Genomic DNA, 23,173 nt, shown 5'->3' on the forward strand with positions numbered 1-23,173 from the left:
GTGGCGGGGCATGTGAGGGAAAGGGCCGCGTCTGTCCCGGCGTGCACCTTTTGCGTGGTGCCCGGTGCCCGGGCGACGCGCCCGCTCAGGCTCACCGGAGGCACCGCTGCACCTTCGTCGGGCGCCGCGTGATCACCGGCATCCGTGCCGGCGGGAGGAGGCCGGGCGCGCACGGTGGCGCGACCCGGCCGACCTCACTGGGTGACGTACTCCGTGAAGTAGACGTCCACCACCTCTCCGTGGTAGCTCTCCGCCAGCTGGGCGGAGAGCTCGGCCTTGAGGGCGTCACGCGCCGCCGGGTCGGTAACCTCGGCGATGTCGCGCCCGGAGAACAGGGCGATCGCGTGGTCCAGCGCGACGGCGGTGTTCGGCTCGCCGTACCCGCCGGCCTCCGCCGACATCTGCAGGGCCAGGCCCAGGCGCAGGTAGCGCCCGTTGGCGAGGTTGAGGCTCACCGGGTCCACGGTGAGGACCTCGCCGAGCTCGACCTCCTCCTCGACGTGCGCGGCGGCGGCGTCCTCGGCGGCCGCCGGGGCCGGCTTGAGCAGGAAGAACCACGCGGCGGCCGCGGCGACCAGCACGGCGACGACGGCGATGACGACGACGCCCTTCTTGCCCTTCTTGGGCGGCTCGGGGGCCGCCTCCGGCGCCGCGGCGCCGCGGCCGGCGGCCTCGCTCAGGGGGCGACGGCCCCCGACCATCACACGCTGCTCGGTCGTCATGTCAGTGTCCTTCGTCGTCGTCGTCGTGGCCGGCGGAGGCCGTGGCGGGCTCCGCCGGAGCGGTGTCGGTGGGGTCGGTCGGTGTCGCGGCGGCCTGCGTCGCGGCGGGCGGGACGGCGGTGCCGTCGACCACGGAGGGGAACAGCCCGCGGACGGTCTCGGGCATCCCGCTGTGGATCACCAGGTCGACCCGCCGGTTGGTCGCGAGCGCCTCGGGTGACGTCCCGGGGTCCAGCGGCCGGGTGTCCCCGTAGCCGACCGCGGAGATGCGCTCCCCGGGCAGTCCGTCCACCTCGACGAGGTGCCGCAGCACCTGGGTCGCACGGTCGGAGGACAGCTCCCAGTTCGTGGCGTAGCGCCCGGAGATCGGGATGTTGTTGGCGTGCCCCTCGACCGAGATCCGGTCCGGGATGGCCACCAGCACGGGCGCCGCGGCGTCGAGGATCGTGTCGGCCGCGGGCTGCAGCCGGGCGCTGCCGGAGTCGAAGAACACGTCGTTGGCGACCAGCCCGATCACCAGACCGCGCTCGTCGATGCGGTAGCGGACCTGCTGGCCCATGCCGACCGCCGCGAGCCGCGCCTCGATCTCGGCCTGGACGTCCTGCAGCCGGCTGACCTCCTCGGTCGCGAGCTGCAGGTCGGTCGGCGGCAGGGCCGCCGGGTCCACCGGTGCGACCGGCTCGGCCTTCGGGACGTCCGGGTTGCCCGCGGTCACGCCCGTCAGGACGCCGTCGCTGCCGCTCAGGACGTCGGGCTTGCCGCCGTTGAACCCCTCGGAGAGCGACTGCGCGAGCTGCTCGTACTTCACCTGGTCGACCTGGCTCATCGAGTACAGCACGATGAACAGCGCGCACAGGACGGTCATCATGTCCCCGTAGGACACCGCCCAGCGCTCGTGGTTCTCGTGCTCCTCCTCGTGGCCGCCCCGCTTGCGGCGCCCGCCGTGCCCTGGCCCGCTCACGCTGCCGCCTTCTCCTTCTTGGCGGGCTCCTCCGGCAGCAGGCTGCGCAGACGCTCCCCGACCAGGCGGGGGTTGGCGCCGGCCTGGACCGACATGAGGCCCTCGACGATGAGCTCCATGTGGCCGCACTCCAGCTCGGACGCCCGCTTGAGCCGGGCGGAGAGCGGCAGCCACACGAGGTTGGAGGTGAGCAGGCCCCACAGGGTCGCGACGAACGCGGCGGCGATCATGTGGCCGAGCTCGTCGGGCTTGTTGAGGTTCTCGAGCACGTGCACGAGCGAGACGACGGTGCCGATGATGCCGACCGTCGGGGCGTAGCCGCCCATGTCGGCGAAGTACTTGGCCGCACCCTTGTCACGCGTGCGCTTGGTGTTCACGCGGTCCTCGAGGATGCCGCGCAGGTCCTCCGGGTCGGTGCCGTCGATCGCGCCCTGCAGGCCGGACTTGAGGAAGTCGTCGTCGATGTCCTTGGCCGCGTCCTCGAGCGCGAGGAGACCCTCGCGGCGGGCACGGTCGGCGAGGCCGACGAGCGTCTCGACCGCATCCGTCGTCCTCGGCGGCTTGAACATCAGCGCCTTGGGTAGCGAGGAGAACGCGAAGATCGCGTCCTTGAGCGTGCTGCCGATGAGGCCGGCACCCAGGGTGCCGCCGATGACGAGCATCATGGGCGCCGGCAGGACGACCGACATGGGGCTCGCGCCCTCGAGGAAGATCGAGACCAGGACGGCGCCGAAGGCGACGACCAGGCCGATGATGGTTGCCGGATCCATGTCACTTCCTCCGGGGGCGCAGCGGGACGGGCGGCGCGAGCGGCGCGTCGTCGTCGGGCAGGTCGGGGGCCGCGTACAGACCCAGGTGCTGCTGCATGTCCTGGGCGCGGGCGACGAGGGTCGCGCGGTACGTGGTGATCAGGTCGATGACCTGGGGCATGCTCTCCTCGACGATGTACTTCGTGCCGTCGACGAGGGTGAGGATGGTGTCGGGGGCGCTGTCGATGCGCTGCAGAAGATCCGGGTTGACGGAGAACTGCCCCCCGTTCAAGCGCGTCAGGATGATCACAGCGTCCGTCCCTGGGTTGATCAGCGGGCCCTTCCATGAGCCCTGTACCCGACTCATCGGTCCCGCGCACCGGGCTGTGAGCATTCGGCGTCGCAGGTCAGAGCGCTGTCCCCCGGTCGGACGTCGTGCGCGCCACACCTCTCGAAACACGGCCGGGCGCGCCTGCGCCCAGTGCGACGAAATGGACCCTTCGAGCCTTCCGAAGGGTCCATTTCGTCGCACTGGGCGAGGCTGGCGGGGAATTACCGCTTGAGGTTCACGAGCTCCTGGAGCAGCTCGTCCGACGTCGTGATGACGCGGGAGTTCGCCTGGAACCCTCGCTGGGCGACGATGAGGTTGGTGAACTCGCTCGACAGGTCCACGTTCGACATCTCGAGCGCGCCGCCGGCGAGCGCCCCACGGCCACCGGTGCCGGCCGCGCCGACCATGGCGTCGCCGGAGTTGACCGAGGTCCGGTACAGCGAGTCGCCCGCCTTCAGCAGACCCGTGGGGTTCGCGAAGCTGGCGAGTGCGACCTGGCCGACGGCCTGCTTGAGGCCGTTGCTGAACGAGCCCATGAGCGTGCCGTCCGGGCTGAGCGAGAACGACAGCAGCGTGCCGGCCCTCTGGCCGTCCTGCGCGGCCGCCTCGACCGAGGTGATGCCGGCGTACCCGGTGAGCGCGGCCAGGTCGACGGTGACACCGCCGAGCGCGAACGACGTGGTCGCGGCGCCGTCGGGCGCGCCGCCGGGCGCCGTGATGTCGGTGAGCTGGCCGCTGCCGTCGAAGGTGACGTCGAACTGGCCCGCGGCACCCGTGCCGTCGGAGGCGCTCAGGCCCCAGCGCGAGCCCGTGGCGGACGCGACCTTGGTGAAGGTGAGCTCGACGGTGCGCGAGTTGCCGGCGTCGTCGAACACGTCGATGGTCCGGTGCAGCGTCGTGGGCGGCACCTCCGCCTTGCCGATGCCGGCGGGCTCGCCGGCCGTCGCGTCCGCCGGCAGGTTGCCCTTGAACTCGGCGCGGGTCGTGACGCTCGCGCCCATGAGAGTGGCGATGGGCAGCTGCAGCGGGCTGAGCGGGCCGTTGACGTCGACGGTGCCGTCCGGTCCGGCGGCCCAGCCCTGCACGAGTGCGCCGTCGCTGGTGACGAGCTGGCCGAGGGAGTTGAAGTTGAACGACCCGGCGCGCGTGTAGAACTGCTCGTCGCCCTTGGTGACGGTGAAGAACCCGTCGCCGTTGATCATCATGTCGGTGCTGCGGTTGGTCAGCTGGGACGAGCCCTGCTGGAAGTTGGTCGTGATGCCCGCGACCCGCACGCCGAGCCCGACCTGTGCCGGGTTGGTCCCGCCGACGCCGGCCTGCGCGCCCCCGCCGTTGGTCAGGACCTGGGACAGCGTGTCCTGGAACTGCGTCTGGGACGACTTGAAGCCTGCGGTGTTGACGTTGGCGATGTTGTTGCCGGTGACGTCGAGCATCGTCTGGTGTGCGCGCAGGCCGCTGATGCCGGAGAAGAGCGAGCGAAGCATGGGGGTCCGTTCGGTGGAGGGGTCGGGTCGCGGTGCGAGGTCGGGCGAGCGGTGCGGGGTCAGACGGCCGTGGCCGGGGCGGCCGCCGGTGCCGGCGTGGGCGCCGGTGCCTGGCTCGATGCCAGACGGGCGGTGACGGCCGAGACCGCGTCGAGCGACACCTCGGTGCCGTCCACGACGACGGTCGGCACCGGGCCGGCGAAGGACACGCCGCCGGCGGTGCCGGTGACGGCCGTGACACCGTCGGCGCCGACGTAGCTGACCTGCTGGCCCACGAGGCCGATGGCGTTCGCCCGCATCTGCAGCGCGAAGCTCTCCCGCTGCGTGGTGGACAGCTCGGTGAGGGCCTCCATCGAGGCCATCTGGGTGGTCTGGTTCATGAGCGAGTCGCTGTCCATCGGCGAGCTCGGGTCCTGGTTGCTCAGCTGCGCGATGAGCAGCTCGAGGAACGCCTGCTTGTCGAGCTTGCCCGGGTCCTTGGCGGCGCTCGCCTCGACGGCGGCGGCCGAGTAGATGCCTCCGCTGGCGGCTGTGACGGTCTCGATGCTCATGCGTGCTCCGTACTGCTCGGGCCCTGCGTGCGGGCCGGGTGGATCAGAGGTCGTGCGGTCGTGCGGTCGTGCGGTCGTTCGGTCGTGCTGTCGTTCGGCGTGCGGTGGTACCGGTCAGACCGTGATGTCGAGCCCACCGAGTCCGCTCGCCCCGGTGCGGGGCGCACCCGTCACGGTCGCGGCGGGCGCCCCGGCGCCGGTGGGCGCCGCAGCGGGTCGGCGCTCGCGGCCCTGCGGGTCACCGGTCGGCCCGTTGCCGCCCCAGCCGGTGTCGGTCCCGGTCGACTGCTGCCGACCCGTCCCGAGAGAGATATCGGCAGGCAGACCGGCCGCGATGAGATCTCTGCGCAAATCGGGCAAGGCGACCTTGAGCGCCTCGCGCGCCTGCTCGGTGGCCCCGAGCAGCTCGACCCGGACTCCCTCGGGCCCGATGTGCGCCCGGACGCGGACCGGTCCGATCGAGTCCGGCGACACCCGCACGACCATGACGTGCTCCCCGCCGCGGCGGTGCGCAGCGAGGCGATCGGGGCGGTGAGCTGGGTGGCGACCGCACGCTCGGGCAGCATGCTCGGCATAGGGGCCGACGGCGCCGCGGTCGGCGCGCCACCGGGGACGGGGGCGGGCGCGACGGACGGCTGACCGGCGCGGGCGGCGGCCGCGTCGACCGCCGCGGAACCCGGCGCGGAACCCGTCGCCGCGGTGGACGGGGCCTCGACCGCGGTCGCCGTGGCCGTGGCCGCCGACGCCACGGCCTCGAGGCCGACGGGGAGCGCGGCAGACAGGCCCAGCGCCGCCGCACCCGGGGCCGGTGCGGCCGGCGCGACGGGAGCACCGCCCGCAGCGGAGGTGCCGCCGGTCGTGGCGTCCGTGCCGGCGGCCGGGGTCCCGGCGGTCGCGGTGCCGGTGGTCGGGGTGCCGGGTGTCGCGCTGCCGGTGATCGCGGTGCCGGTGATCGCGGTGCCGTTCACCAGACCCGCGAGCACGAGGGCAGCAGCCGGGGCGGGCCTCGCATCCGTGACCGCGGGCTCCCCGCCGGGCGCGGTCGTGGCGCCGGGTGTCGGCTGCTCGACGGCGGCCGACGGCGCCCCGACGACGGCGGCCGTGCCCGGTACCGGGGTGCCGGACGTCGGGTGGCCGGCCGGTGCCGCACCAGTCTCCGCCGCGTCGGCGGACGCCTCGGCGCTACCCGTGTCGGCGGACGCCTCGCCGCCGACCGCGTGGGTCTCCGCCGGGGGCGTCTCCCCGTGGGGCGTGCCCGTCCCGCTCGTCGCGGACCCGTCGCCCGTGGGCGTGCCGGTGCCGTGGTCGTCGGCGGGTGCGTCGGGCGCCGTCCGCTCGCCGGCGGCGTCGGTGCGGGCTCCGCGGTCCGACCCGGCCGCGTCGCCGCGGACGGTCTCGGGACGGGCACCGCGGTCACCGGGGCGCGTCGGGTCCGGGCGTCGCGTCGCGGCGGGGAGGCTCGGATCCGGACGACGGGTCGGCTCCGGACGGCTCGGCCCCGGGCGTCGCGTCGGGTCGGGGCGGCGGGCGTCGTCGCGCGAGGGCGTCATCCGCGCGTCGTCACGGGCCTCGGTGCGGCGCTGCGCGGCGCGCGCGAGGGCGGCGCGGGAGTCCAGCGGCCCGCGGTCGCGGACGTCGCCGCGCGGGGTCTCGGCCCCTCGTTCCGGCCGGGCGCTGGGCTGCAGCTGGCTGCCGAGGACAGCGGCGAAGTCGTGGCCGCGCTGGCCGGGGGCGGTGCGAGGGCGGGCGCCCGCCACGGCCGGGTCGTTGCGGCCGGTGGTCGGCGCGGCGATCGGCAGGCTCATGCGGGGGCTCCTGGGTGAGCAGCGGCAGCGGCGATCGCTGCGGGCGGGCGGCATGGGTGGAGGTGGTAGACGTGGGGCGGGCGGGTGCGCCCGGGACGGCGGCCGGGACGGCGCCGAGGGCCGGACGCCGGGTCCGCGCGGCGACCTCGTCCAGGGCGATCTGCTCGGCGCGGGCGTCGTCGGCGGCGACCGCGGCGCGGTGCTGGTCCTGCAGCTTCTCCAGACCGACGGACCGCGAGCGCGCGGCCGACCACTGCGCGGTGTGCGCACCGACCTCCTCGCCGGCGTGGTGCACGTCGACCGCGGCGTCCGCGAGCAGGTGCCGCAGCGCCGACCGCCCGGCGACGGCGACGCTCCACGCGCCGGCGTCGCCGGTCGGGGGCATCGCGTGACCGGCGAGGCTGCCGAGCGTGGCCGTCCGCCGCTGCTCGGCGACGCGCAGGGCGCCGTTCGCGGCGGCCAGCCGGGCCGCCGCCTGCTCCTCCTGCATCGTGCGCAGCCGCAGCAGCCCGGCGAGCCGGAAGGCGCGTTCCATCAGACCACCCCGAGGGTGCCGACCAGCCGGCCCAGGCGCTGCCACGCGTCGGCGGCCGGCACCTGGTCGTCCATGGCCTGGCGCAGGAAGTCGTCGATCGCGTCGGCGTGGGTGACGGCGGCGTCGACCAGGGGGTTCGTGCCGGCGGCGTACGCGCCGACGTCGATGAGGTCCTGCGCCTGCTTGCGCGCGGCCATCACCGTCCGCAGCGCGGTCGCGAGCGCCCGCTGCTCCCGGGTCGTGACCCGCGAGGCGACGCGCGAGATGGACCCGAGCGCGTCGATGCTCGGGAAGTGCCCGGCGACGGCGAGGCGTCGGTCCAGCACGATGTGGCCGTCGAGGATGGAGCGGGCGGCGTCGGCGACCGGCTCGTTGTGGTCGTCGCCGTCGACGAGCACCGTGTACAGCCCGGTGACGGACCCGGTCGCGCCGGTGCCGGCGCGCTCGAGCAGCTGCGCGAGCAGCGAGAAGGTGGACGGCGGGTAGCCGCGGGTCGCCGGCGGCTCGCCGACGGACAGGCCGATCTCGCGCTGCGCCATGGCGACGCGGGTCAGCGAGTCCATCATGAGGACGACGTCGGCCCCCTCGTCGCGGAACGACTCCGCGATCCGGGTCGCGAGGAACGCCGAGCGCAGCCGGACGAGCGCGGGCTCGTCCGACGTCGCGACGACGACGACGGAGCGCGCGAGACCCTCGGGGCCGAGGTCGTCCTCGAGGAACTCCCGGACCTCACGGCCGCGCTCGCCGACGAGGGCGATGACGGTCAGCTCGGCGTCGGTGCCGCGCGCGATCATGGACAGCAGGGACGACTTGCCGACGCCGGACCCGGCGAACAGGCCCATGCGCTGGCCGCGGCCGACGGTCGTCAGGGTGTCCATGACCTTGACGCCGAGGCTCAGCGGGGTGTCCACGCGCTGGCGGGTCATCGCGTTCGGCGCCGCCTGCGCGATCGGGACGGAGCCGGCCGCGGCCAGCGGACCCTTGCCGTCGATCGGCCGGCCGAGCCCGTCGAGCACCCGACCCAGCAGGCCGCGTCCGACCGGTGCGGTCAGCGACCGGCCCAGGCTGCGGACCGGCGTCCCGGCGCGCAGCCCGTCGACGGCGCCGAGCGGCATGCACTGCACGGTGTCCCTCGTGGTCGCGACGACCTCGGCGAGCACGTCGCCGTGGCCCGGGTCGCCGATGCGGACGAGGCCGCCGACGGCGCAGTCGACGCCGGCGACCTCGACCGACAGCCCGAGGACGGTGCGGACCGAGCCGACCCGCTCCGGTGCGGCGGCGGCGAGCACCGACCGCCAGCGGGCGTCGCGCCCAGCGAGGGCGGGGCCGAGGAGCGTGCTCACGCCCCTCCCCGTGCCGGCGAGCGCGCGGGCGGCGCGGTCGACGGCGGTGCCGATGCGGGCGTCGAGGAAGCCGTCGGGGAGCTCGCTCAGTGCGTCGCCGGGGCGCAGGCCCGGATCGCCGACGAGCCGGACGTCGGCCGGGAGCTCCACGTCGAGCGTCGCGAGCGTGGCGAGGTCGGCCGGGTGCAGCCGGACGGTGTGCACACCGGCGTCGGCCGGCACGCTCAGGGCCCGGGCCAACGCGGCACGCGCCCGGTCCGGGCCGTCGGCGAGCTCGGTGCCGAGCACGGCCTGCGCGAGCAGGACGGCGCCCTCGTCGAGGCTCGCCGCGGCGGCGTCGAGCACCGGCACGACGCGCGCCGCGGCGGCGTCGGCCGCGCGGCGCAGGACGGCGAGCGCGGCGGCGACCTGCCCGTCCCGCGCCGCCTCGGCGGCACGGTGCTCGGCCGCGAGAGCCTCGCGCTGGGTCCGGGCGGCCTCGGCGGCCGCGCGGGTCCCGGCGGCCCAGCCGGCGGCCCAGCCGGCCGCACGGGCCTCGGCGACCGCGCGGCCGGCCGCACCGTCGCCGTCGAGCACGGCACCCACCGGCGACGGCCGGAAGGTCGTGACGACCGGCTCAGACATACTCGTCCTCGCCCTCGCGACGGATGACGATCTGGCCGCTCTCCTCGAGTCGGCGGATGGCCTGGACGATGCCCGCGCGGGCCTCCTCGACCTGCGACATACGCGTCGGGCCGAGCAGGTCGATCTCCTCGACGAGGTTCTCGCGGGCACGCTCGGACAGGTTGGTGAGGATCTTCTGCCGCACCTCGTCCGGGGCACCCTTGAGCGCGACGGACAGCGTCGCGGTCTCCACCCCGCGCAGGACGACCTGCACGGCGCGGTCGTCGAGCATGACGACGTCGGCGAACACGAACATCCGGCTGCGGACCTCCTCCGCGAGCTCCTTGTCCCGGATCTCCAGGCCCTCGAGGATCATCTTCTCGGTGCCGGGGTCGGCCCGGTTGATGATCTCGACGAGCGGCTGGACGCCGCCCACGGCGGAGAGCTCCTGCGGCGCGAGCACCGAGGACGCCTTGCGCTGGAGGTTGTCGGCGACGACCGCGACGACGTCGGGCGCCGCGCGCTCCATGAGGGCGATGCGGTGCGCGACCTCGGCCTGGGTGTCCCCCGGCAGGCCGGCCATGATCGCCGACGCGTGCTCCGGGCGCAGGTGCGCGAGCACCAGGGCGACCGTCTGCGGGTGCTCGCCGGTGAGCAGCGAGTGGATCTGGCGGGCGTCGGCCTGCTGCAGGAACTCGAACGGCTGGCCGGCCATCTGGGTCGCGAGGCGCTCCATGACGCTCGCGGCCCGCTCGGCGCCCAGCGACGCCTCGAGCAGCTCCTGCGCGTAGTTCAGGCCGCCACGGGCGATGAGGTTCGGCCCGGCGATGGAGACCGCGTGGAACTCCTCGAGCACGCTCTCGGCGGTGAACCCGTCGATCTTCTCGAGCCGGACGATCTCGGCGGTGATCTCGTCGATCTCCTGCTCGCCGAGCTGCGCCATGACCTTGGCGGCGCGCTCCCGGCCGAGCTGCATGATGACGACGGCGGCCTTCTGCACGCCGGTCAGCGCCATCACCGGCCGGGGGCCGGGGGTACGGGGACGACGGTGGTCTCGGTCGCCTCGACGGTCGCGACGGTCATCGCTTGCCCCCTTCCACGAGCCACCCGCGCAGCAGGTCGGCGACCTCACCGGGCTGCTCCTCCGCGAGGGCACCGATCTCGGCGCGCCGGATGGCGGCCTCGTCGACGGTCGGCTCGGGGGCCGGCAGGGCGAGCACGGCGTCGTCGTCGTCGAACGGCAGGCGCGGTGTGGTGTCCACGACCTGCAGCTCGCCGAGGTCGAGCGCCTCGCGGCGGGCCCGGCTGGACCGGCGCTTGGCCATGATCGCCATCACCAGCAGCAGGAGCACGATCCCGCCCGCGATCGCTGCGCTGCGGATGAGCTCGGCCTGCTCGGCCGCCTTCTCCTCGGCGGCGGCGATGGCCAGCGCCTCCTGGGCGGCGTCGGCGGTCTGGGTGTCGAAGACCATCCGGGAGACCTGGACGGTGTCGCCGCGGGCCGCGTCGATGCCGGCTGCCGCCGCGACGAGTCCCTCGAGCTCGACCATGTTGAGGGCGCCACCGGCGGCGGCGTCGACGACCACGGAGACCGACTGGCGCTCGACGCTGCCGGGCGCGGTGGTGGTCCGCTCGGTGACCTTGTTGACGGCCGGGTTCGTGACCTCGCTCTCCTTGAGGTACGTGCCGTCGGCGTTGCCTGCGCCGCCCGGGACCGCGATGTTGTCCGGGCCGAGCACCCCGCCGACGGGCGTGCCGCCGGTGCCGGTGTACTCCTCGCGGGTGGTCGACGACGACAGCGGCGGGACGCCCTCGGTCGCGTCGAACGTCTCCGACGTGCGGTCGGTGTTGTCGTAGTTGAGCTCGGCGTTGACGGCGACCACGGCCTTGCCGGGGCCGACGAGGCGGTCGAGCATCGCCTGGACCGAGGCGCTCACGCGCTGCTCGTACTCACCGGTCTGCTGGTCGGAGAGCCCGCTGCCGGCGGCGCCGCCGATCGCGGAGAGCACCCGGCCCTGGGCGTCGATGACGGCGACGTCGGTCGGGCTCATGCCCTGGATGCCGGACGAGACGAGGTGGACGATCGACTGGACCTGGCCCGACTCGAGGGTCACGCCCTGCTTCGTCTGGACGAAGACTGACGCCGTGGGGTCGGCCTTCTCGGCGACGAACACCGTCTCCTCGGGCATCGCGAGCTTGACCGTGGCGGCCTCGACTCCCTTGATCGCGCCGATGGTCTTGGAGAGCTCACCCTCCATCGCGCGCTGGTAGGTGACCTGCTGCTGGAACTCCGAGGCCGTCATGCCCATGTCGTCCAGGAGCGAGTAGCCGCCGCCGTCGGACGACGCCGGGAGCCCCGCAGCTGCGACGGAGAGCCGGGTCGCGTAGAGCTTGTCGGCCGGGACGAGGATGGTCGAGCCGCCATCGGCGAGCTCGTACGGGACGCCCTCGCCGTTGAGCTGGTCGACGATCGCGCTGGCGTCGGCCGCGGAGACGCCGCTGAACAGCGGGCTCATCGTCGGCTTTGTCATCCAGCTCGACAGGGCGATCAGCCCCAGCACGAGGCCGGCGACGCCGATGAGCGCCAGGGTGCGCTGGGCGAGGGTGAACTGCGCGACGACCGCCTTGAGGCGCTCGACCGCGGAGGTGAGCTGAGCGGGCATCAGGCCTGCATCCTCATGATCTCGGTGAAGGCCTCGACGGCCTTGTTGCGGACGGCGGCGGTCAGCTCGAGGGCGATCTTGGCCTGGCTCGAGGCGATCGTGTAGTCGTGGATGTCGTCGAGGTCACCGGTGACGGCCTTGATGGCCAGGTCACCCGAGGTCGACTGCAGACCCTGGAGGTTGTCGATGGAGCCGGTGAGGGCCGCACCGAAGGCGGCGTCGGCGCCGGGGGCACTCGGGGTCGCGGCCTGCTCGGCCGCGCCCAGGTAGCTCGTCGGGGCGACGCCGGTGACGGCACCGATGGCGGGGATGGACATCAGCTACGTCCGATCTGGAGGGCTGCCTGGTAGGACTCCTTGGCGCGGTCCACGATGGCGGCGTTCGCCTGGTAGCCGCGCTGGGCCATGATCAGCTGGGTCATCTGGCTGGACATGTCGATGTCGGGACGCCGGACGTACCCCTCGGCGTCGGCCAGCGGGTGGTCGGGCTCGTACGTCATCCGGCCCTCGGCGCTGCCGAGCTCGATGCCGCGGACGCGCACGCCGTCACCGAGCCCGTCGTTGCCGTAGTTGGCGGCCTCCGCGACGACGTACTTGGCCTGGAAGGCCGCCTCGTCGGTGGAGCGCACCGTGTTGATGTTGGCGAGGTTGTCCGAGACGGCGTCCAGCCACTTGCGGTGGACGGTCAGGCCGGTGCTCGCGATGCCGATCGCGCCGAAGGTGGTCATCAGGAGGTCCTCATCGCGATCCGCATGGACGAGAACTGGCCGTCCATGGCCTGCGTGGCGACCTGGTAGCGCAGCTGCGTGTCGACGTTCAGCAGCGTCTCCGCGTCGAGGTTCACGTTGTTGCCGTCGGTGCGGGTGGGCTCGAGCGAGCGAGCCACGGACGGTGTCACGGCGCCGGAGCCGCTGGACACCGCGGCAGCGAGGGAGTCCTCGAAGGCGACTCGACCGGCGAGGAAGCCGGGAGTCTGGATGTTGGCGACGTTGTCGGCGATGACGCGCTGGCGCAGCGCGAGGCCGTCCAGCGCGCTGCTGAGCGCGACGAAGGACACGGAAGAGAGCACGTGGAGGCCACCTCGGGGAGACGGTGAAGACGGCCGGTCCGTGGCCTGCGAGTCGAGCGATCCATGCTCACGCTGCTCATCGGTGCGATGCGGGTCGGTGTGAGGTGTTTGTGCCACCCGACCTGCGGCGCCCTCCCCTGCCGAGTGCGACCTTTTCCACCCGTCACGGCCCGCGAAGGGTGGGGAACGTCGCACTCGTGCCCAGTCGGAGCGTCGTCTTCGCCGAGTGCGACCCTTTTCCACCCGTCGCGGCTTGCGACGGGTGAAGAACGTCGCACTCGCGGCGGCAGGGTGCGGGTGTGGGCGTCCTCGGGCGTGCGCGGGGCACCGTCGTCCACCGGGACGCGTCGACTCGGGCCGACCGGCCCGGGCGTCGGCCCACCGTGTCGGGATGCCACGGCCACTCACCCCGATCCCCTCACAGCTCACGTCGACGCCGTTCTCGCGGCGCGACGCCCTCGCCGTCAGCGTCACCGACCGGACGTTGGAAGGCCCCTCGTACCGACCGATGCTGCAGGGCGCGCACGCCTGCGCCACCCTCCAGGTCACCCACGCCGCGCGGATCCGGGCGGCGCGGACGGTCCTGCCCGACGACGCCGTCCTGGGCGGACGGTCCGCGCTCTGGGCCTGGGGCGTCGAGGTCGCCTCCGAGGACACACCCGTCGAGGTGATCCTTCCTCCGGACCGGCGGGTCCGGAACCGCGCGCAGGTGAGGGTTCGTGGCGACGTGCTCTTGCCGGGCGAGTGGGTCGCCTCCGCGTGGGGTCCGACCACGACGCCGGCGCGCACCGCGTTCGACGTGGGTCGACGTGGTGTCCTGCGTGAGTCGGTGCCCCTGCTCGACGCCCTCGCCCGCGCGACCGGTGTCACCGCCGACGACGTCGCCCGCCTCGCCCGCGTGCACCGCGGCGCTCGGCACCTGACCCGGCTCACTCCGGCGCTGGCCGAGATGGACGGACGGTCCGAGTCGATGCGGGAGTCGCTGCTGCGCCTCCTCGTGGCCGAGGCCGGTTTCGACCGGCCGGTGCTCCAGCACACCGTCCGGGACGCCGACGGGCGATTCGTGGCGAGGGTCGATCTCGCGTGGCCCGAGCTGCGACTCGCGCTGGAGTACGACGGCAGCCACCATGACGACCCAGCGCAGATCATGCACGACCGCCGACGCCTGAACGCGCTGCACGCCTGCGGCTGGCGAGTGCTGGTGATCGACCGCCACCAGATGCGCGACGAGGCGCGGGTGGTCGGCATGATCCGGGATCTACGCCGCACGGCCGCGACGTCACGGCGAGTTGACCCCGAGTGCGACGAAACCCACCCATGACGCGCCACCAAACGTGGAGAAGGTCGCACTCGGCAGGAGTCGAGGTCACCGCCCTACGCGAGTGCGACGAAATCCACCTGTGCGGTGACGCGACAGGTGGAGAAGGTCGCACTCGGCGGTGGTCAGCCGGCGGTGTCGAGGTAGACGGGGGTGGACTCGGCGTCGGCGCGCATGCCTTCGACGGCGCGCAGCTGGCGGCGGCTGTGCGACGCCGCGTCGGCGAGCTGCTGGGCGACGCGGAGCTGACGCGCCAGCAGGGCGCGCGCCCGATCGAGGAGTGGGGCGGGCAGCATCCCGAGGCCGGACGGTGGCGTCCAGGCGGCCAACCGCATCGCGTCGCGGCGCGCTGCTGCGTGGCCCGTGACGAGCAGCGCCTCGGCCTCGTCGACGCTGAGCTCGAGCTCGGCGAGCGCGTCCGACCACGCCGCGTCCCACGCGGGCGCGACGTCGGCGCCCGCGAGCACCGCGGTCATCCGATGCCGAGCTCACCGCCCACCGCGGGCTCGCCGAAGGCGGGCGCGGTGCGCTGGGTCGGGATGACGGGGGTGGCCGACGCCGCCAGGGTCGCGGCGGCCTCGTGCCACGCGTCCCGCAGCGGGATGACGAGGTCGCGGGCCTTCGCGGTGCGGTCGGCGTCACCGGAGATCGAGCAGCCCATGAGCTCGCGCAGCAGGAACATGTAGATCTCCATGAGCGGCTTCCCGCCGTCCCAGGCGTCGACCTGGAGCGTCGAGGCGAGCGACGAGACGATCTCCTGCGCATGGTCGAGCTGGTCGGCCGCGGCGGAGCGGTCACCCGCGCGCTGCGACGCCTCGGCACGGGACAGGTCCAGCACGAGGCGGTCGTACAGCATCGTGAGGATCTGCTGGGGGCCGGCGGTGGCGACGGCGTTGTCGAGGAACCGGTTGCGGGTCAGGGCGTAGTTCATGGGGTGCTCCGGGGTCTGTCGGTCGTCAGCGGTTGTTCGCCATGAGGGCGCTGATCTGGCCGGAGAGCCAGCTGCCCTGCGCCTGGAGGCCGCTGAGGCCGACCTCCATAGCGGTGTAGGTGGCCTGCAGCCCGGCGCGTCGCACCTCGAGACGGCGGTCCCAGTCGCTGACCTGCTGGGAGAGGTTCTTGCTGAACGTCTCCTGCGACTTGACCTTGAGCGAGAGGGAGCCGTCGATGGGGTCGGCGATCTCCTTGGCGGCGTCGGCCACGCGCGCGGCGACGCCCATGACGACCGCCTGCACCCTGTTCGGGTCGGCGGCCATCGCGGCGGTGAATTTCGCGTCGTCGAACGTGATGGTGCCGTCACGGCCGAGCACCATGCCGACCTCCGACGGCGAGATGCCGTCGACCGGCTGCGACGCGGCGGCGAGCACCTTCTGGTTCACACCACGGGTCGCGCTGTCCCCGGAGAGGACACCACCGCTGATGACGGTGCGGCCGTCGGCCGACGTGGTGGTGCTGGCGGCGGTGCGCGACTTCACCTCCGAGAAGACGACGCCGAGGGCACCGACGAGATTGGACGCGAGCTTCTTGAGCGCCGCGTCGTCCCGGACGACCGTGACGGTGACCGGGTCCTTCTCCTGGGCGGTGACCGTCAGGTCCACACCGGTGAGGACGCCACTGAACGTGTTCGTCGCCGAGGTCACCTTCTCCTCGAAGCCGGTCTTGCCGGCCCAGAGGGTGATCTGCGCATCGGTCGGCTTCGTGAGGGCGTCCGCGCGGCTCATGACCGCTGTGGGCGACGTCGTCTCGGCGGTCACCGTGCCGCTGTACAGGTCGAAGGCCGCCGGGGTGCCGGTCGCCTTGGAGGTGATCTGCAGACGCGATTCGGTCGGCGACACGGTCACGACCGTCGCGGTGACACCGGCGTCGGACTTGTTCAGCGCCGCAGCGAAGCCGGCGAGGTCTTTCACGTCGGTCAACGACACGGTCGTGTACTTCTCCGCGCCGGCGGCACCGCTCTTGAGGGTGACGCTCGCTGGGACGGCGCCGTCGGGCTGCTCAGAGGTGGCGAAGAGCTTCGCCAGTGACGCGATCTTCGGGCTGAGGGACGTCTGACCGGTCGCGAGCTGGTCGACGGTGAAGCTGAGCGATGAGACGCCCGCACCGGCCTTGGCCGTCGCCGTGACGCTCTTCGCCGAGCTCGAGGCGGTGGCGGCTCCCCACGACTCGGCCTTGGCGGCGGCCTTGGCCGCATCGCCGAGCGACGCCACCTTGGTGTTCAGGCCCTGGAGCGCCGAGATGAAGCTCTGGGTCGTGCTGACCTTGGACTTGAGCAGGGTCTGCGGCATGGCCTCGACCTGCATGAGGCTGTTGATCAGTGCCGTGGTGTCGAGACCGCTGACGATCCCGTCGATGCCCATCGAAGCCATGCGTTTCGTCCCCCTGGTGGTCGTGCGACGTACGGCCGCCCGAGGGGCGGCGGAGGACGACCGGCGGTGGGCGACGATCAGGTCACCCACCGCCGGTCGGTACTGCGGTCGTTCAGGTCGTGCTGTGGTGCACCGGCTCACGCCGGCTCAGATCACCGCAGGAGGGACAGGACGCCCTGGGGGATCTGGTTGGCCTGCGAGAGCATGGCCGTACCCGCCTGCGAGAGGATCTGCGAACGGGTCATGTTCATCATCTCGGAGGCCATGTCGGTGTCGCGGATCCGGGACTCGGACGCGGAGAGGTTCTCCACGGCGACGTTGACGTTCTTGATGGTGTGCTCGAAGCGGTTCTGGAGAGCACCCAGGTTGGCACGAGCGGTCGAGACGTCCTTGATCTTCTCGTCCAGCAGGTTGATCGACTCCTGCGCAGCCGTCGCCGACGAGAAGTCGAGACCGACCTTGGTGGCCGCCACGGGGTTACCCCCGTCGACGCCTGCACCGGGGTCTGCTGCCCCCACCGTTCCGCCGTTGATCGCCTTGACCGTGATGCCGGTAGCGGCACCATCGACGTCCTTGATCACGTCGACCGTGAAGTTGGCGTTGAAGTTCTCGTCCGCCGACAGGGCGTCTGCCAGGCCCTGCACGCTGGCCGGCGCGGAAGCCAGGCTCACCACGACATCCGAAGTAACGCCGGAGCCGTTGTCCACCGCGAAGCTGTAGTCGCCGGCGGCCAGCGCCGTGCGGTCGACGTTGAACTCGGTGCCCTTCGTCGCCAAAGTGCCAGTCGAGAGCTCCTTCGCGATGGACGCGATGTTGGCCGAGGAAAGGTTGACCTCGATCTGGCTGTTCCCGTTGCCGTCGGCGCCGACCTGGAACTTCAGCTTGCCGCTGCCGCCGCCGGCGCTGCCGTCGAGGAGCTTGGTGCCGTTGAAGTTGGTCGACTGAGCGATGCGATCCAGCTCGGAGACGAGCTGCGTCGCCTCGGTGTCGATGTTCTTACGAGCCTCCGCGTTGTTGGAGTCGTTACCGGCCTGCACGCCAAGGTCACGCACGCGCTGCAGGATGGAGTGCACCTCGGTCAGGGCGCCCTCAGCGGTCTGCACGACCGAGATGCCGTCCTGGGCGTTGCGGGCCGCGACCTTCAGACCGCCGACCTGCGAGCGCAGGCCCTCGGAGATGGCCAGACCAGCAGCGTCGTCCGCCGCGCGGTTGATGCGGAACCCGCTCGAGAGCTTCTCGAGGGACTTCGCCTGGTCGTTCTGCGTGTTGGACAGGTTGCGGTACGAGTTCATCGCCGCGATGTTCTGGTTGATCGAGAGAGCCATGATGTTTTTCCTCCGTGTGTTGGCTCGGACTTGCTGTTCGCCCATCCATGGGCTGACACCTTGCTCATCGGTCTCCCCCCGGGGGCGATGAGGTTTTCGTCGGACGAGTTTTCACAGCTCCCGGAGCTCAGACCCGACACCGGGACCACCAACGACGAACGCCCACCATCCCGCGAGGGATGAGGGGCGTTGCGACGTTCCGTGAGTGGGCGGTCGAGGCACGTGATGCGTGCGCACACCGTGCGCCTCGATCGTCATCCCGGACGGGAGGACGGACCGTGGCGGTCCGGTGGTGCGTCAGCCGGCGTAGGCGACCTCCGACGCGTGCGCGGCGGCCGGCACGGCCGACGGACGCTGCTGCGGCAGCACGGCCGGGCCGGTCGACGCGATCGTCGACGCGCGGGCCAGGAACGACGCCTGCTGGGCGACGAGGTCGAAGTACGCCTTGCGGCGACGCTCGGCGACGCCGTCCGGACGCTCGGCGACCGGGACGAGGGTCGGCTCGAGGGACGCGTTCATGCCGTCCTTCATGAGCCCGAGCGCCTCGGTGCGCAGCTGGCTGATGCGGGACTGCGTCACGCCGAGCTCCTCGGCGAGCTCGACGACCGGACGGTCGTGGAAGAAGAGCTCCTCGACGACGTACCGCAGCCGCTCGGGCAGCGCCTTCACCGCGGCGTGCAGGTGCTGCATCTTCTCGTTGACGAGGACGTTCTCCTCCGGGCCGATGCTCGGCTCGGAGACGGTGTCCGCGATCGCGGAGTCGAACGCCTCGATGGAGAGGATGCGACGGTCGGCGTCGCTGCGGGCGGCGTCGACCTCGGCCACCCCGGTGCCCATCGCGGAGGCGATCTCCTCGCGGCTGGGGGTCCGGCCCAGCTTCGAGGTCAGCTCGTCCGACGTCGTGCTGACCCGGCGGGCACGCTGGCGGGCGCCACGCGAGACCCAGTCCATCGAGCGGAGCTCGTCGAGCAGCGCACCGCGGATGCGGAGGGCGGCGTAGCGGGCGAAGGGGACGCCGGTCTCGGCGTCGTAGGCCTGGGCGGCCTGGACCAGCGCGAGAGACCCGGCGGAGCTCAGGTCGTCGCGGGAGACGTAAGCCGGGACACGGCCGAGGAGCTCGGAGACGTGGTAGCCGACGAGGGGCAGGTTGGCCGTGACGAGGTCGTTGACGGCTTCGGGTGAGTTGCGCACACCACCCCTTCGGCCCACAGCGGAACCGGCTTGAGCCCGAGTGCGAAGATACTTCTCAGAGATTTCTCAGGTCGGCCGAGCCGGCCTCCTCGACAACGCTCCGACCTGGACATTTGACGCGTCCATGACATAGCGGTATGGCCCAGGTCACACCAAAAGCGTTGTCGAAGTCCTCACGTCCGAGGCCGTCTCGGCCATCCGGGCGGCTCACCGCAGCCGCTCGGCGCGCCTGCGCGCCCGCCCCTGGTCACCGTGCCTCCGCACCCATCGCACAGACCTTCGCTCCTGCCCCTCCCGGGTGCCTCGCCGATGCCCGCGCCCGCGCCCGACGACGACGCCTCGTTGGCTCTTACGCGCGCGCCCGCGAGGCGTCGTCCTGCCGGGATGTCCGGGTTGCGCACCGATGGCCGATCCGACCGCCGCCGATCCGTCACATCCCGCCGGGCACCGCCGATGACACAGGGGACGCCCCCACCGGGGCACGACCGCGCAAGGGAGATCTCGTATGGGTGTGGCGGAGCTGTCGGCCGTGCTGTGGCGGGAGCGTCAGCTGCTCGAGCTGCTGCTCTTCAAGCTCGAGGAGGAGCAGCTCGTCCTCTCGAGCGGTCGGAGCCGCTGGCTGGGTCACGCGACCCGCGAGGTCGAGCAGGTGCTCGACCAGATCCGCACCGCGGAGCTCGGGCGGGCCATGGAGGCCGACGCCGCCGCCGCCGAGCTGGGCCTCGAGCCGGGCGCCGGACTGCTGGCGATGGCGAAGGCCGCGCCCGAGCCGTGGAACGACCTGCTCGCCAGCCACCGCGAGGCCTTCGCCGCGCTCACCACCCAGATCCAGGGCGTGGCTCACGGCAACCGTGACCTGCTGGCCACGTCGCACCGTGCCGCGCAGGAGACCCTGCTCAGCCTCCAGGAGACCGTGCAGACCTACGACCCCCGCGGCACCGCGTCCGCCGGATCCGCCACCGCCCAGCTCATCGACGAATCCTTCTAGGGGGCACCCACCACATGAGCACCTTCTCCGGCCTGTCCACGGCCCTCAGCTCGCTGCACGCCCAGCGCCAGGCCCTCGAGGTCGCCGGCCAGAACGTCGCCAACGCCAACACCGTCGGCTACACCCGTCAGCGCGCCGACCTGACCGGCGTCGAGCCGGTCTCCGTGCCGTCGCTGCACTCCGGCGGCGCCTCGGTCGGCAACGGCACCCGGGTCACCGGCATCGCCCGGCTCGGTGACGTCTTCGCCGACGCCCGGCTGCGCGCCGAGACCGGCGCCGCCTCCTTCACCGCCACGCGCGCCGAGGTGTACGGCCGTCTGGAGTCGACGATCGCCGAGCCCGGCGACAAGGGCGTGTCCCACGCGCTGAACCAGTTCTGGTCCAGCTGGGGGAGCTCGGCAACACGCCCGACTCCGACGCCGCCCGCGCCGTCGTCCTCGAGGACGCGAACGCGCTCGCCGCCCGCATCACCGCCGGCCACGCCGCGGTGACCACGCAGTGGGGTCAGGCCCGCACCGAGCTCGAGGCCACCGTGGTCGACGTCAACTCGACCGCCGCTGCGGTCGCCGACCTGAACGGTCGCATCCGCGCCCTCACGTCGTCCGGGACCCCGGCCAACGAGCTCGTCGACCAGCGCAGCCGCCTGGTGACCCAGCTCGCCGGCCAGGTCGGGGCGAGCGGAGTCGAGCGCGAGGACGGCACGCTCGACGTCATGGTCGCCGGCAACGCTCTCGTGCGCGGCGACCGCGCCCACGCCCTCGAGACCACGCAGGACACCTTCACCATGGGCTCCGCCGTCACGGTGCGATGGGCCGGCACCGGCACCGACCTGCACAGCGATGGTGGCCGGGTCGCCGCGCTCGTCACCGCGCTGGCTCCGGCGGACAAGGGGGCATCCTCACCCAAGCCGCCGCCTCCTACGACGAGGTGGCGAAGTCGCTCGTCACCGCCGTCAACGCGATCCACGGCGGTGCGGTCACCCCCGGCGGCGCGCCGGGTGGCGACTTCTTCGTCCCCGTCCCGACGGACGGTACGTCGTGGAGCGCGGCGTCACTCGCGGTGGCGGTCAGGGACACGTCCGCGATCGCCGTCGCCGACCCGGCCCGGGGTCCGCGCGACGGCTCGGTCGCCGACGCGCTCGCCCAGCTCGGCACAGCCGCCAAGAGCCCCAACGCCGAGTGGTCGTCGTTCGTCGTCGACCTCGGGGTCGACTCCCGGTCCGCCACCCAGCGCGCGACCGTCGCCGAGGCCACCCGGAGCACCGCCGAGCGCATCCAGCTGGCCGGCGCGAGCGTCGACATCGACGAGGAGTCGGTCAACATGCTCGCCTACCAGCGGGCCTACGAGGGCGCGGCCCGCGTGCTCACCGCGATCGACGAGATGCTCGACACCCTGATCAACCGCACCGGCGTCGTAGGGAGATGACCATGATCGGCCGCGTCACACAGCAGACGGTGCAGCGATCCACGCTCACCAACATGCAGCACAACCTCTCGGCGATGTCGGACCTGCAGAGCAAGCTCTCGGGCCTGAAGAACATCACCAAGCCGTCCGACGACCCGTCGGGTACCGCTGCCGCGATGTCGCTGCGGAGCGCGCTGCGCGCCAACGAGCAGCACGCCCGCAACGTCTCCGACGGTGGCGGCTGGCTCACCACCGCGGACTCGGCACTGCAGAGCTCGCTCGGGGCCCTCGGCCAGGTCCGGGACCTCACCGTCCAGGGCGCGAGCACGGGCGTGCTCAACAAGGAGTCCCGCGAGGCGCTGGCCGTCGAGATCGAGGGCCTGCGCGACGTCCTGCTCGCCCAGGCGAACACCACCTATCTGGGTCGATCCGTGTTCGCCGGGACCGCGGCCGGTGCTGCCGTCACCGGTCCGGCGCCGAAGCCGACGGGCACGACGCCCCCGGCCGCCGGGCCCGCGGCGCCCGCCGTCCCCGGTGCGCCCATCCCCGCGCCGTACACGTTCGACACCTTCTCCGGGGCTGCGGTCGAGCGCCGCGTCGACGCGAGCACCACCGTGCGCGTCGACGTCGACGGCGCGAAGGCCTTCGGGTCCGGCGAGACGTCGGTGTTCGCGACGCTCGACGACATCGCCGCGAAGCTCCGGGCTGGACAGGAGGTGGGCCCGTCGCTCACCGCCCTCGATGCGCACCGGGACGACATGCTCGAGCAGCTCACGGCACTCGGCGCCCGCCAGTCGCAGCTCGAGGCCGCCGGCGCGCGGACCATGGAGACCAAGATCTCGCTCACCAGCCAGCTCGCCGACATCGAGGACGTCGACCTGCCCGGCACGATCATCGAGGTCCAGATGCAGGAGGTCGCCTACCAGGCCGCCCTCGGCGCGGCCTCTCGCGTGCTGCAGCCCACTCTGATGGACTTCCTGCGATGAGCACCGCACCGACCGCGATCCACCCGGTCTCCCCGCTGCCCGGCCTGCCGGGCCACCTCGAGTACTCCCTCGACGGCCTGGACGACGGCGGCATGCTCTACGCCCTGCGCAGCCTCGCCGACCCGGCGGTCCGCCTGTTCGTCGTGCGTCCCGAGGCGTTCTTCGAGGGCTACGCCCCGGACGTCGACACCGACACCCGGACCGCCCTCGGCCTGGACGACGACGCCGCCCCGCTCCTCCTGGTCGTCGTGCACCCCGGGGCCGAGGGCACGCCGACGACGGCCAACCTGCTCGCCCCGGTCATGGTCAACCCGGCCACCGGTGCGGCGGCCCAGGTGGTCCTCGACGGCTGGCCGCTCAAGGCGCCGCTCGGCTGAGCCGAGCCGAGCCGCTGCGCAGCCGCACGCGCAGGCACACGCGCCGTCGCACAGCGACAGGGCCGGGTGGGGGACGCCCCTCACCCGGCCCTGTCGCGTGTGGCCGTAGCCTGAGCGCCGTGCGCCGCCTGCCCCCCGTCCTCGAGGTGATCCTCCGACCCGACCGACGACGCCCCGACCCGCCCGCGGTCGAGGTGGACATGCGCCGCGTGTTCGCCGCCGGCGCCGCGATCTGGGCGATCGCCCTCGTGGTCTGCGCGGTGCTGTGGCGCACCGGCACGATCGACGCCGTGCCGGTCTGGAGCTGCGCCGCGGGCCTCGCGCTAAGCTTCGTCGGCCTGGTCTGGGACCGCCGGCACCGCCACCGCCCGTAGCCGGACGCGGGACGTCGGCACGCCGGCCG

At 73.0% G+C, this 23,173-nt stretch carries 27 protein-coding genes and 2 pseudogenes; 9 read left to right on the plus strand and 20 right to left on the minus strand.

Annotated elements, in window-relative coordinates; genetic code table 11:
- Positions 1 to 194: 194 nt before the first annotated feature.
- From REH70_RS16605 to REH70_RS16635, 7 genes are all read right to left on the minus strand, one after another.
- Positions 195 to 722: a flagellar basal body-associated FliL family protein gene (locus REH70_RS16605; RefSeq protein ID WP_310748988.1), complete on the minus strand. Its 528-nt coding sequence runs from the start codon at positions 720 to 722 to the stop codon at positions 195 to 197.
- A 1-nt stretch (position 723) separates the two neighbouring features.
- A complete protein-coding gene (locus tag REH70_RS16610; protein ID WP_310748990.1) occupies positions 724 to 1,683 on the minus strand; it encodes a flagellar motor protein MotB in 960 nt (319 codons plus the stop codon).
- Entirely contained in the window at positions 1,680 to 2,453 is a 774-nt protein-coding gene (locus tag REH70_RS16615; protein WP_310748992.1) for a motility protein A, read from the minus strand. Before REH70_RS16615 ends, REH70_RS16610 begins: the two co-directional genes overlap by 4 nt.
- 1 nt (position 2,454) lies before the next feature.
- The gene (locus REH70_RS16620; protein ID WP_310748994.1) at positions 2,455 to 2,724 is read right to left on the minus strand and encodes a flagellar FlbD family protein; all 270 of its coding nucleotides are present in this window, start codon (positions 2,722 to 2,724) and stop codon (positions 2,455 to 2,457) included.
- Between the two features lie 260 nt (positions 2,725 to 2,984).
- Complete coding sequence (locus REH70_RS16625; protein WP_310748996.1) at positions 2,985 to 4,247, minus strand: flagellar hook protein FlgE; 1,263 nt, start codon at positions 4,245 to 4,247, stop codon at positions 2,985 to 2,987.
- Between the two features lie 59 nt (positions 4,248 to 4,306).
- Positions 4,307 to 4,798 carry a flagellar hook capping FlgD N-terminal domain-containing protein gene (locus REH70_RS16630; RefSeq protein WP_310748998.1) on the minus strand — a complete coding sequence of 164 codons (492 nt, stop codon included), beginning with the start codon at positions 4,796 to 4,798 and terminating at the stop codon, positions 4,307 to 4,309.
- A gap of 114 nt (positions 4,799 to 4,912) precedes the next feature.
- Positions 4,913 to 5,284, minus strand: a complete 372-nt coding sequence (locus REH70_RS16635) for a flagellar hook-length control protein FliK (protein ID WP_310749000.1) — start codon at positions 5,282 to 5,284, stop codon at positions 4,913 to 4,915.
- 3 nt (positions 5,285 to 5,287) lie between these two features.
- Between REH70_RS16635 and REH70_RS16640 the strand changes: the two genes are divergently transcribed.
- Positions 5,288 to 5,437 (plus strand): hypothetical protein, encoded by a 150-nt coding sequence (locus REH70_RS16640; protein ID WP_310749002.1) that lies wholly within the window; start codon positions 5,288 to 5,290, stop codon positions 5,435 to 5,437.
- 921 nt (positions 5,438 to 6,358) lie between these two features.
- Here the strand turns inward: REH70_RS16640 and REH70_RS16645 are convergent.
- The 8 genes and pseudogenes from REH70_RS16645 to REH70_RS16680 all read right to left on the minus strand — a co-directional run bounded on the left by REH70_RS16645 (position 6,359) and on the right by REH70_RS16680 (position 12,815).
- Positions 6,359 to 7,138: a flagellar FliJ family protein gene (locus REH70_RS16645; protein WP_310749004.1), complete on the minus strand. Its 780-nt coding sequence runs from the start codon at positions 7,136 to 7,138 to the stop codon at positions 6,359 to 6,361.
- The gene (locus REH70_RS16650; protein ID WP_310754365.1) at positions 7,138 to 8,481 is read right to left on the minus strand and encodes a FliI/YscN family ATPase; all 1,344 of its coding nucleotides are present in this window, start codon (positions 8,479 to 8,481) and stop codon (positions 7,138 to 7,140) included. The genes REH70_RS16645 and REH70_RS16650 overlap by 1 nt, the downstream gene beginning before the upstream one ends.
- Positions 8,482 to 8,538: 57 nt before the next feature.
- Positions 8,539 to 9,105 (minus strand): annotated as a pseudogene (locus REH70_RS16655) (FliH/SctL family protein); the annotation flags it as partial.
- Complete coding sequence (gene fliG, locus REH70_RS16660) at positions 9,098 to 10,099, minus strand: flagellar motor switch protein FliG (protein ID WP_310754367.1); 1,002 nt, start codon at positions 10,097 to 10,099, stop codon at positions 9,098 to 9,100. The pseudogene REH70_RS16655 and the gene fliG, both read right to left, overlap by 8 nt.
- 64 nt (positions 10,100 to 10,163) lie before the next feature.
- The gene (gene fliF, locus REH70_RS16665) at positions 10,164 to 11,747 is read right to left on the minus strand and encodes a flagellar basal-body MS-ring/collar protein FliF (RefSeq protein ID WP_310749006.1); all 1,584 of its coding nucleotides are present in this window, start codon (positions 11,745 to 11,747) and stop codon (positions 10,164 to 10,166) included.
- Positions 11,747 to 12,064, minus strand: a complete 318-nt coding sequence (fliE, locus tag REH70_RS16670) for a flagellar hook-basal body complex protein FliE (RefSeq protein WP_310749009.1) — start codon at positions 12,062 to 12,064, stop codon at positions 11,747 to 11,749. The genes fliF and fliE overlap by 1 nt, the downstream gene beginning before the upstream one ends.
- Positions 12,064 to 12,474 carry a flagellar basal body rod protein FlgC gene (gene flgC, locus REH70_RS16675; RefSeq protein WP_310749011.1) on the minus strand — a complete coding sequence of 137 codons (411 nt, stop codon included), beginning with the start codon at positions 12,472 to 12,474 and terminating at the stop codon, positions 12,064 to 12,066. The genes fliE and flgC overlap by 1 nt, the downstream gene beginning before the upstream one ends.
- Positions 12,474 to 12,815 carry a flagellar basal body protein gene (locus REH70_RS16680; RefSeq protein WP_310749013.1) on the minus strand — a complete coding sequence of 114 codons (342 nt, stop codon included), beginning with the start codon at positions 12,813 to 12,815 and terminating at the stop codon, positions 12,474 to 12,476. The genes flgC and REH70_RS16680 overlap by 1 nt, the downstream gene beginning before the upstream one ends.
- 391 nt (positions 12,816 to 13,206) lie before the next feature.
- On the opposite strand from REH70_RS16680, the gene REH70_RS16685 reads away from it, so the two are divergent.
- Positions 13,207 to 14,136, plus strand: coding sequence for a DUF559 domain-containing protein (locus tag REH70_RS16685; protein ID WP_310749015.1), 930 nt, complete (start codon positions 13,207 to 13,209; stop codon positions 14,134 to 14,136).
- A gap of 122 nt (positions 14,137 to 14,258) precedes the next feature.
- Here the strand turns inward: REH70_RS16685 and REH70_RS16690 are convergent, their stop codons facing one another.
- The 5 genes from REH70_RS16690 to REH70_RS16710 all read right to left on the minus strand — a co-directional run bounded on the left by REH70_RS16690 (position 14,259) and on the right by REH70_RS16710 (position 19,015).
- Complete coding sequence (locus REH70_RS16690; protein WP_310749017.1) at positions 14,259 to 14,609, minus strand: hypothetical protein; 351 nt, start codon at positions 14,607 to 14,609, stop codon at positions 14,259 to 14,261.
- Entirely contained in the window at positions 14,606 to 15,064 is a 459-nt protein-coding gene (locus tag REH70_RS16695; protein WP_310749019.1) for a flagellar export chaperone FliS, read from the minus strand. The genes REH70_RS16690 and REH70_RS16695 overlap by 4 nt, the downstream gene beginning before the upstream one ends.
- A gap of 25 nt (positions 15,065 to 15,089) precedes the next feature.
- The gene (fliD, locus tag REH70_RS16700) at positions 15,090 to 16,499 is read right to left on the minus strand and encodes a flagellar filament capping protein FliD (RefSeq protein ID WP_310749021.1); all 1,410 of its coding nucleotides are present in this window, start codon (positions 16,497 to 16,499) and stop codon (positions 15,090 to 15,092) included.
- 152 nt (positions 16,500 to 16,651) lie between these two features.
- Positions 16,652 to 17,824 (minus strand): flagellin, encoded by a 1,173-nt coding sequence (locus tag REH70_RS16705; RefSeq protein WP_310749023.1) that lies wholly within the window; start codon positions 17,822 to 17,824, stop codon positions 16,652 to 16,654.
- Positions 17,825 to 18,121: 297 nt separating this feature from the next.
- Positions 18,122 to 19,015, minus strand: a complete 894-nt coding sequence (locus REH70_RS16710; RefSeq protein WP_310749025.1) for a sigma-70 family RNA polymerase sigma factor — start codon at positions 19,013 to 19,015, stop codon at positions 18,122 to 18,124.
- A 505-nt stretch (positions 19,016 to 19,520) separates the two neighbouring features.
- Here REH70_RS16710 and flgN point away from each other — a divergent pair.
- The 7 genes and pseudogenes from flgN to REH70_RS16740 all read left to right on the plus strand — a co-directional run bounded on the left by flgN (position 19,521) and on the right by REH70_RS16740 (position 23,144).
- Positions 19,521 to 20,003: a flagellar export chaperone FlgN gene (flgN, locus tag REH70_RS16715; RefSeq protein ID WP_310749027.1), complete on the plus strand. Its 483-nt coding sequence runs from the start codon at positions 19,521 to 19,523 to the stop codon at positions 20,001 to 20,003.
- A gap of 14 nt (positions 20,004 to 20,017) precedes the next feature.
- Positions 20,018 to 20,494 (plus strand): flagellar basal body protein, encoded by a 477-nt coding sequence (locus tag REH70_RS16720; protein WP_310749029.1) that lies wholly within the window; start codon positions 20,018 to 20,020, stop codon positions 20,492 to 20,494.
- Positions 20,389 to 20,811 (plus strand): annotated as a pseudogene (locus REH70_RS20865) (flagellar hook-associated protein FlgK); the annotation flags it as partial. The gene REH70_RS16720 and the pseudogene REH70_RS20865, both read left to right, overlap by 106 nt.
- Positions 20,812 to 20,930: 119 nt before the next feature.
- Positions 20,931 to 21,428, plus strand: coding sequence for a flagellar basal body rod C-terminal domain-containing protein (locus REH70_RS16725; protein WP_310749031.1), 498 nt, complete (start codon positions 20,931 to 20,933; stop codon positions 21,426 to 21,428).
- A 2-nt stretch (positions 21,429 to 21,430) separates the two neighbouring features.
- A complete protein-coding gene (locus REH70_RS16730) occupies positions 21,431 to 22,393 on the plus strand; it encodes a flagellar hook-associated protein 3 (RefSeq protein ID WP_310749033.1) in 963 nt (320 codons plus the stop codon).
- On the plus strand, positions 22,390 to 22,770 hold the full coding sequence (locus tag REH70_RS16735) for a flagellar assembly protein FliW (RefSeq protein ID WP_310749035.1): 381 nt from the start codon (positions 22,390 to 22,392) through the stop codon (positions 22,768 to 22,770). Before REH70_RS16730 ends, REH70_RS16735 begins: the two co-directional genes overlap by 4 nt.
- A gap of 119 nt (positions 22,771 to 22,889) precedes the next feature.
- Positions 22,890 to 23,144, plus strand: a complete 255-nt coding sequence (locus REH70_RS16740) for a DUF2530 domain-containing protein (RefSeq protein WP_310749037.1) — start codon at positions 22,890 to 22,892, stop codon at positions 23,142 to 23,144.
- The last annotated feature ends 29 nt before the right edge of the window (positions 23,145 to 23,173 follow it).

It is taken from the genome of Cellulomonas sp. ATA003 (assembly GCF_031582905.1).
Taxonomy (GTDB): Bacteria; Actinomycetota; Actinomycetes; order Actinomycetales; family Cellulomonadaceae; genus Pengzhenrongella.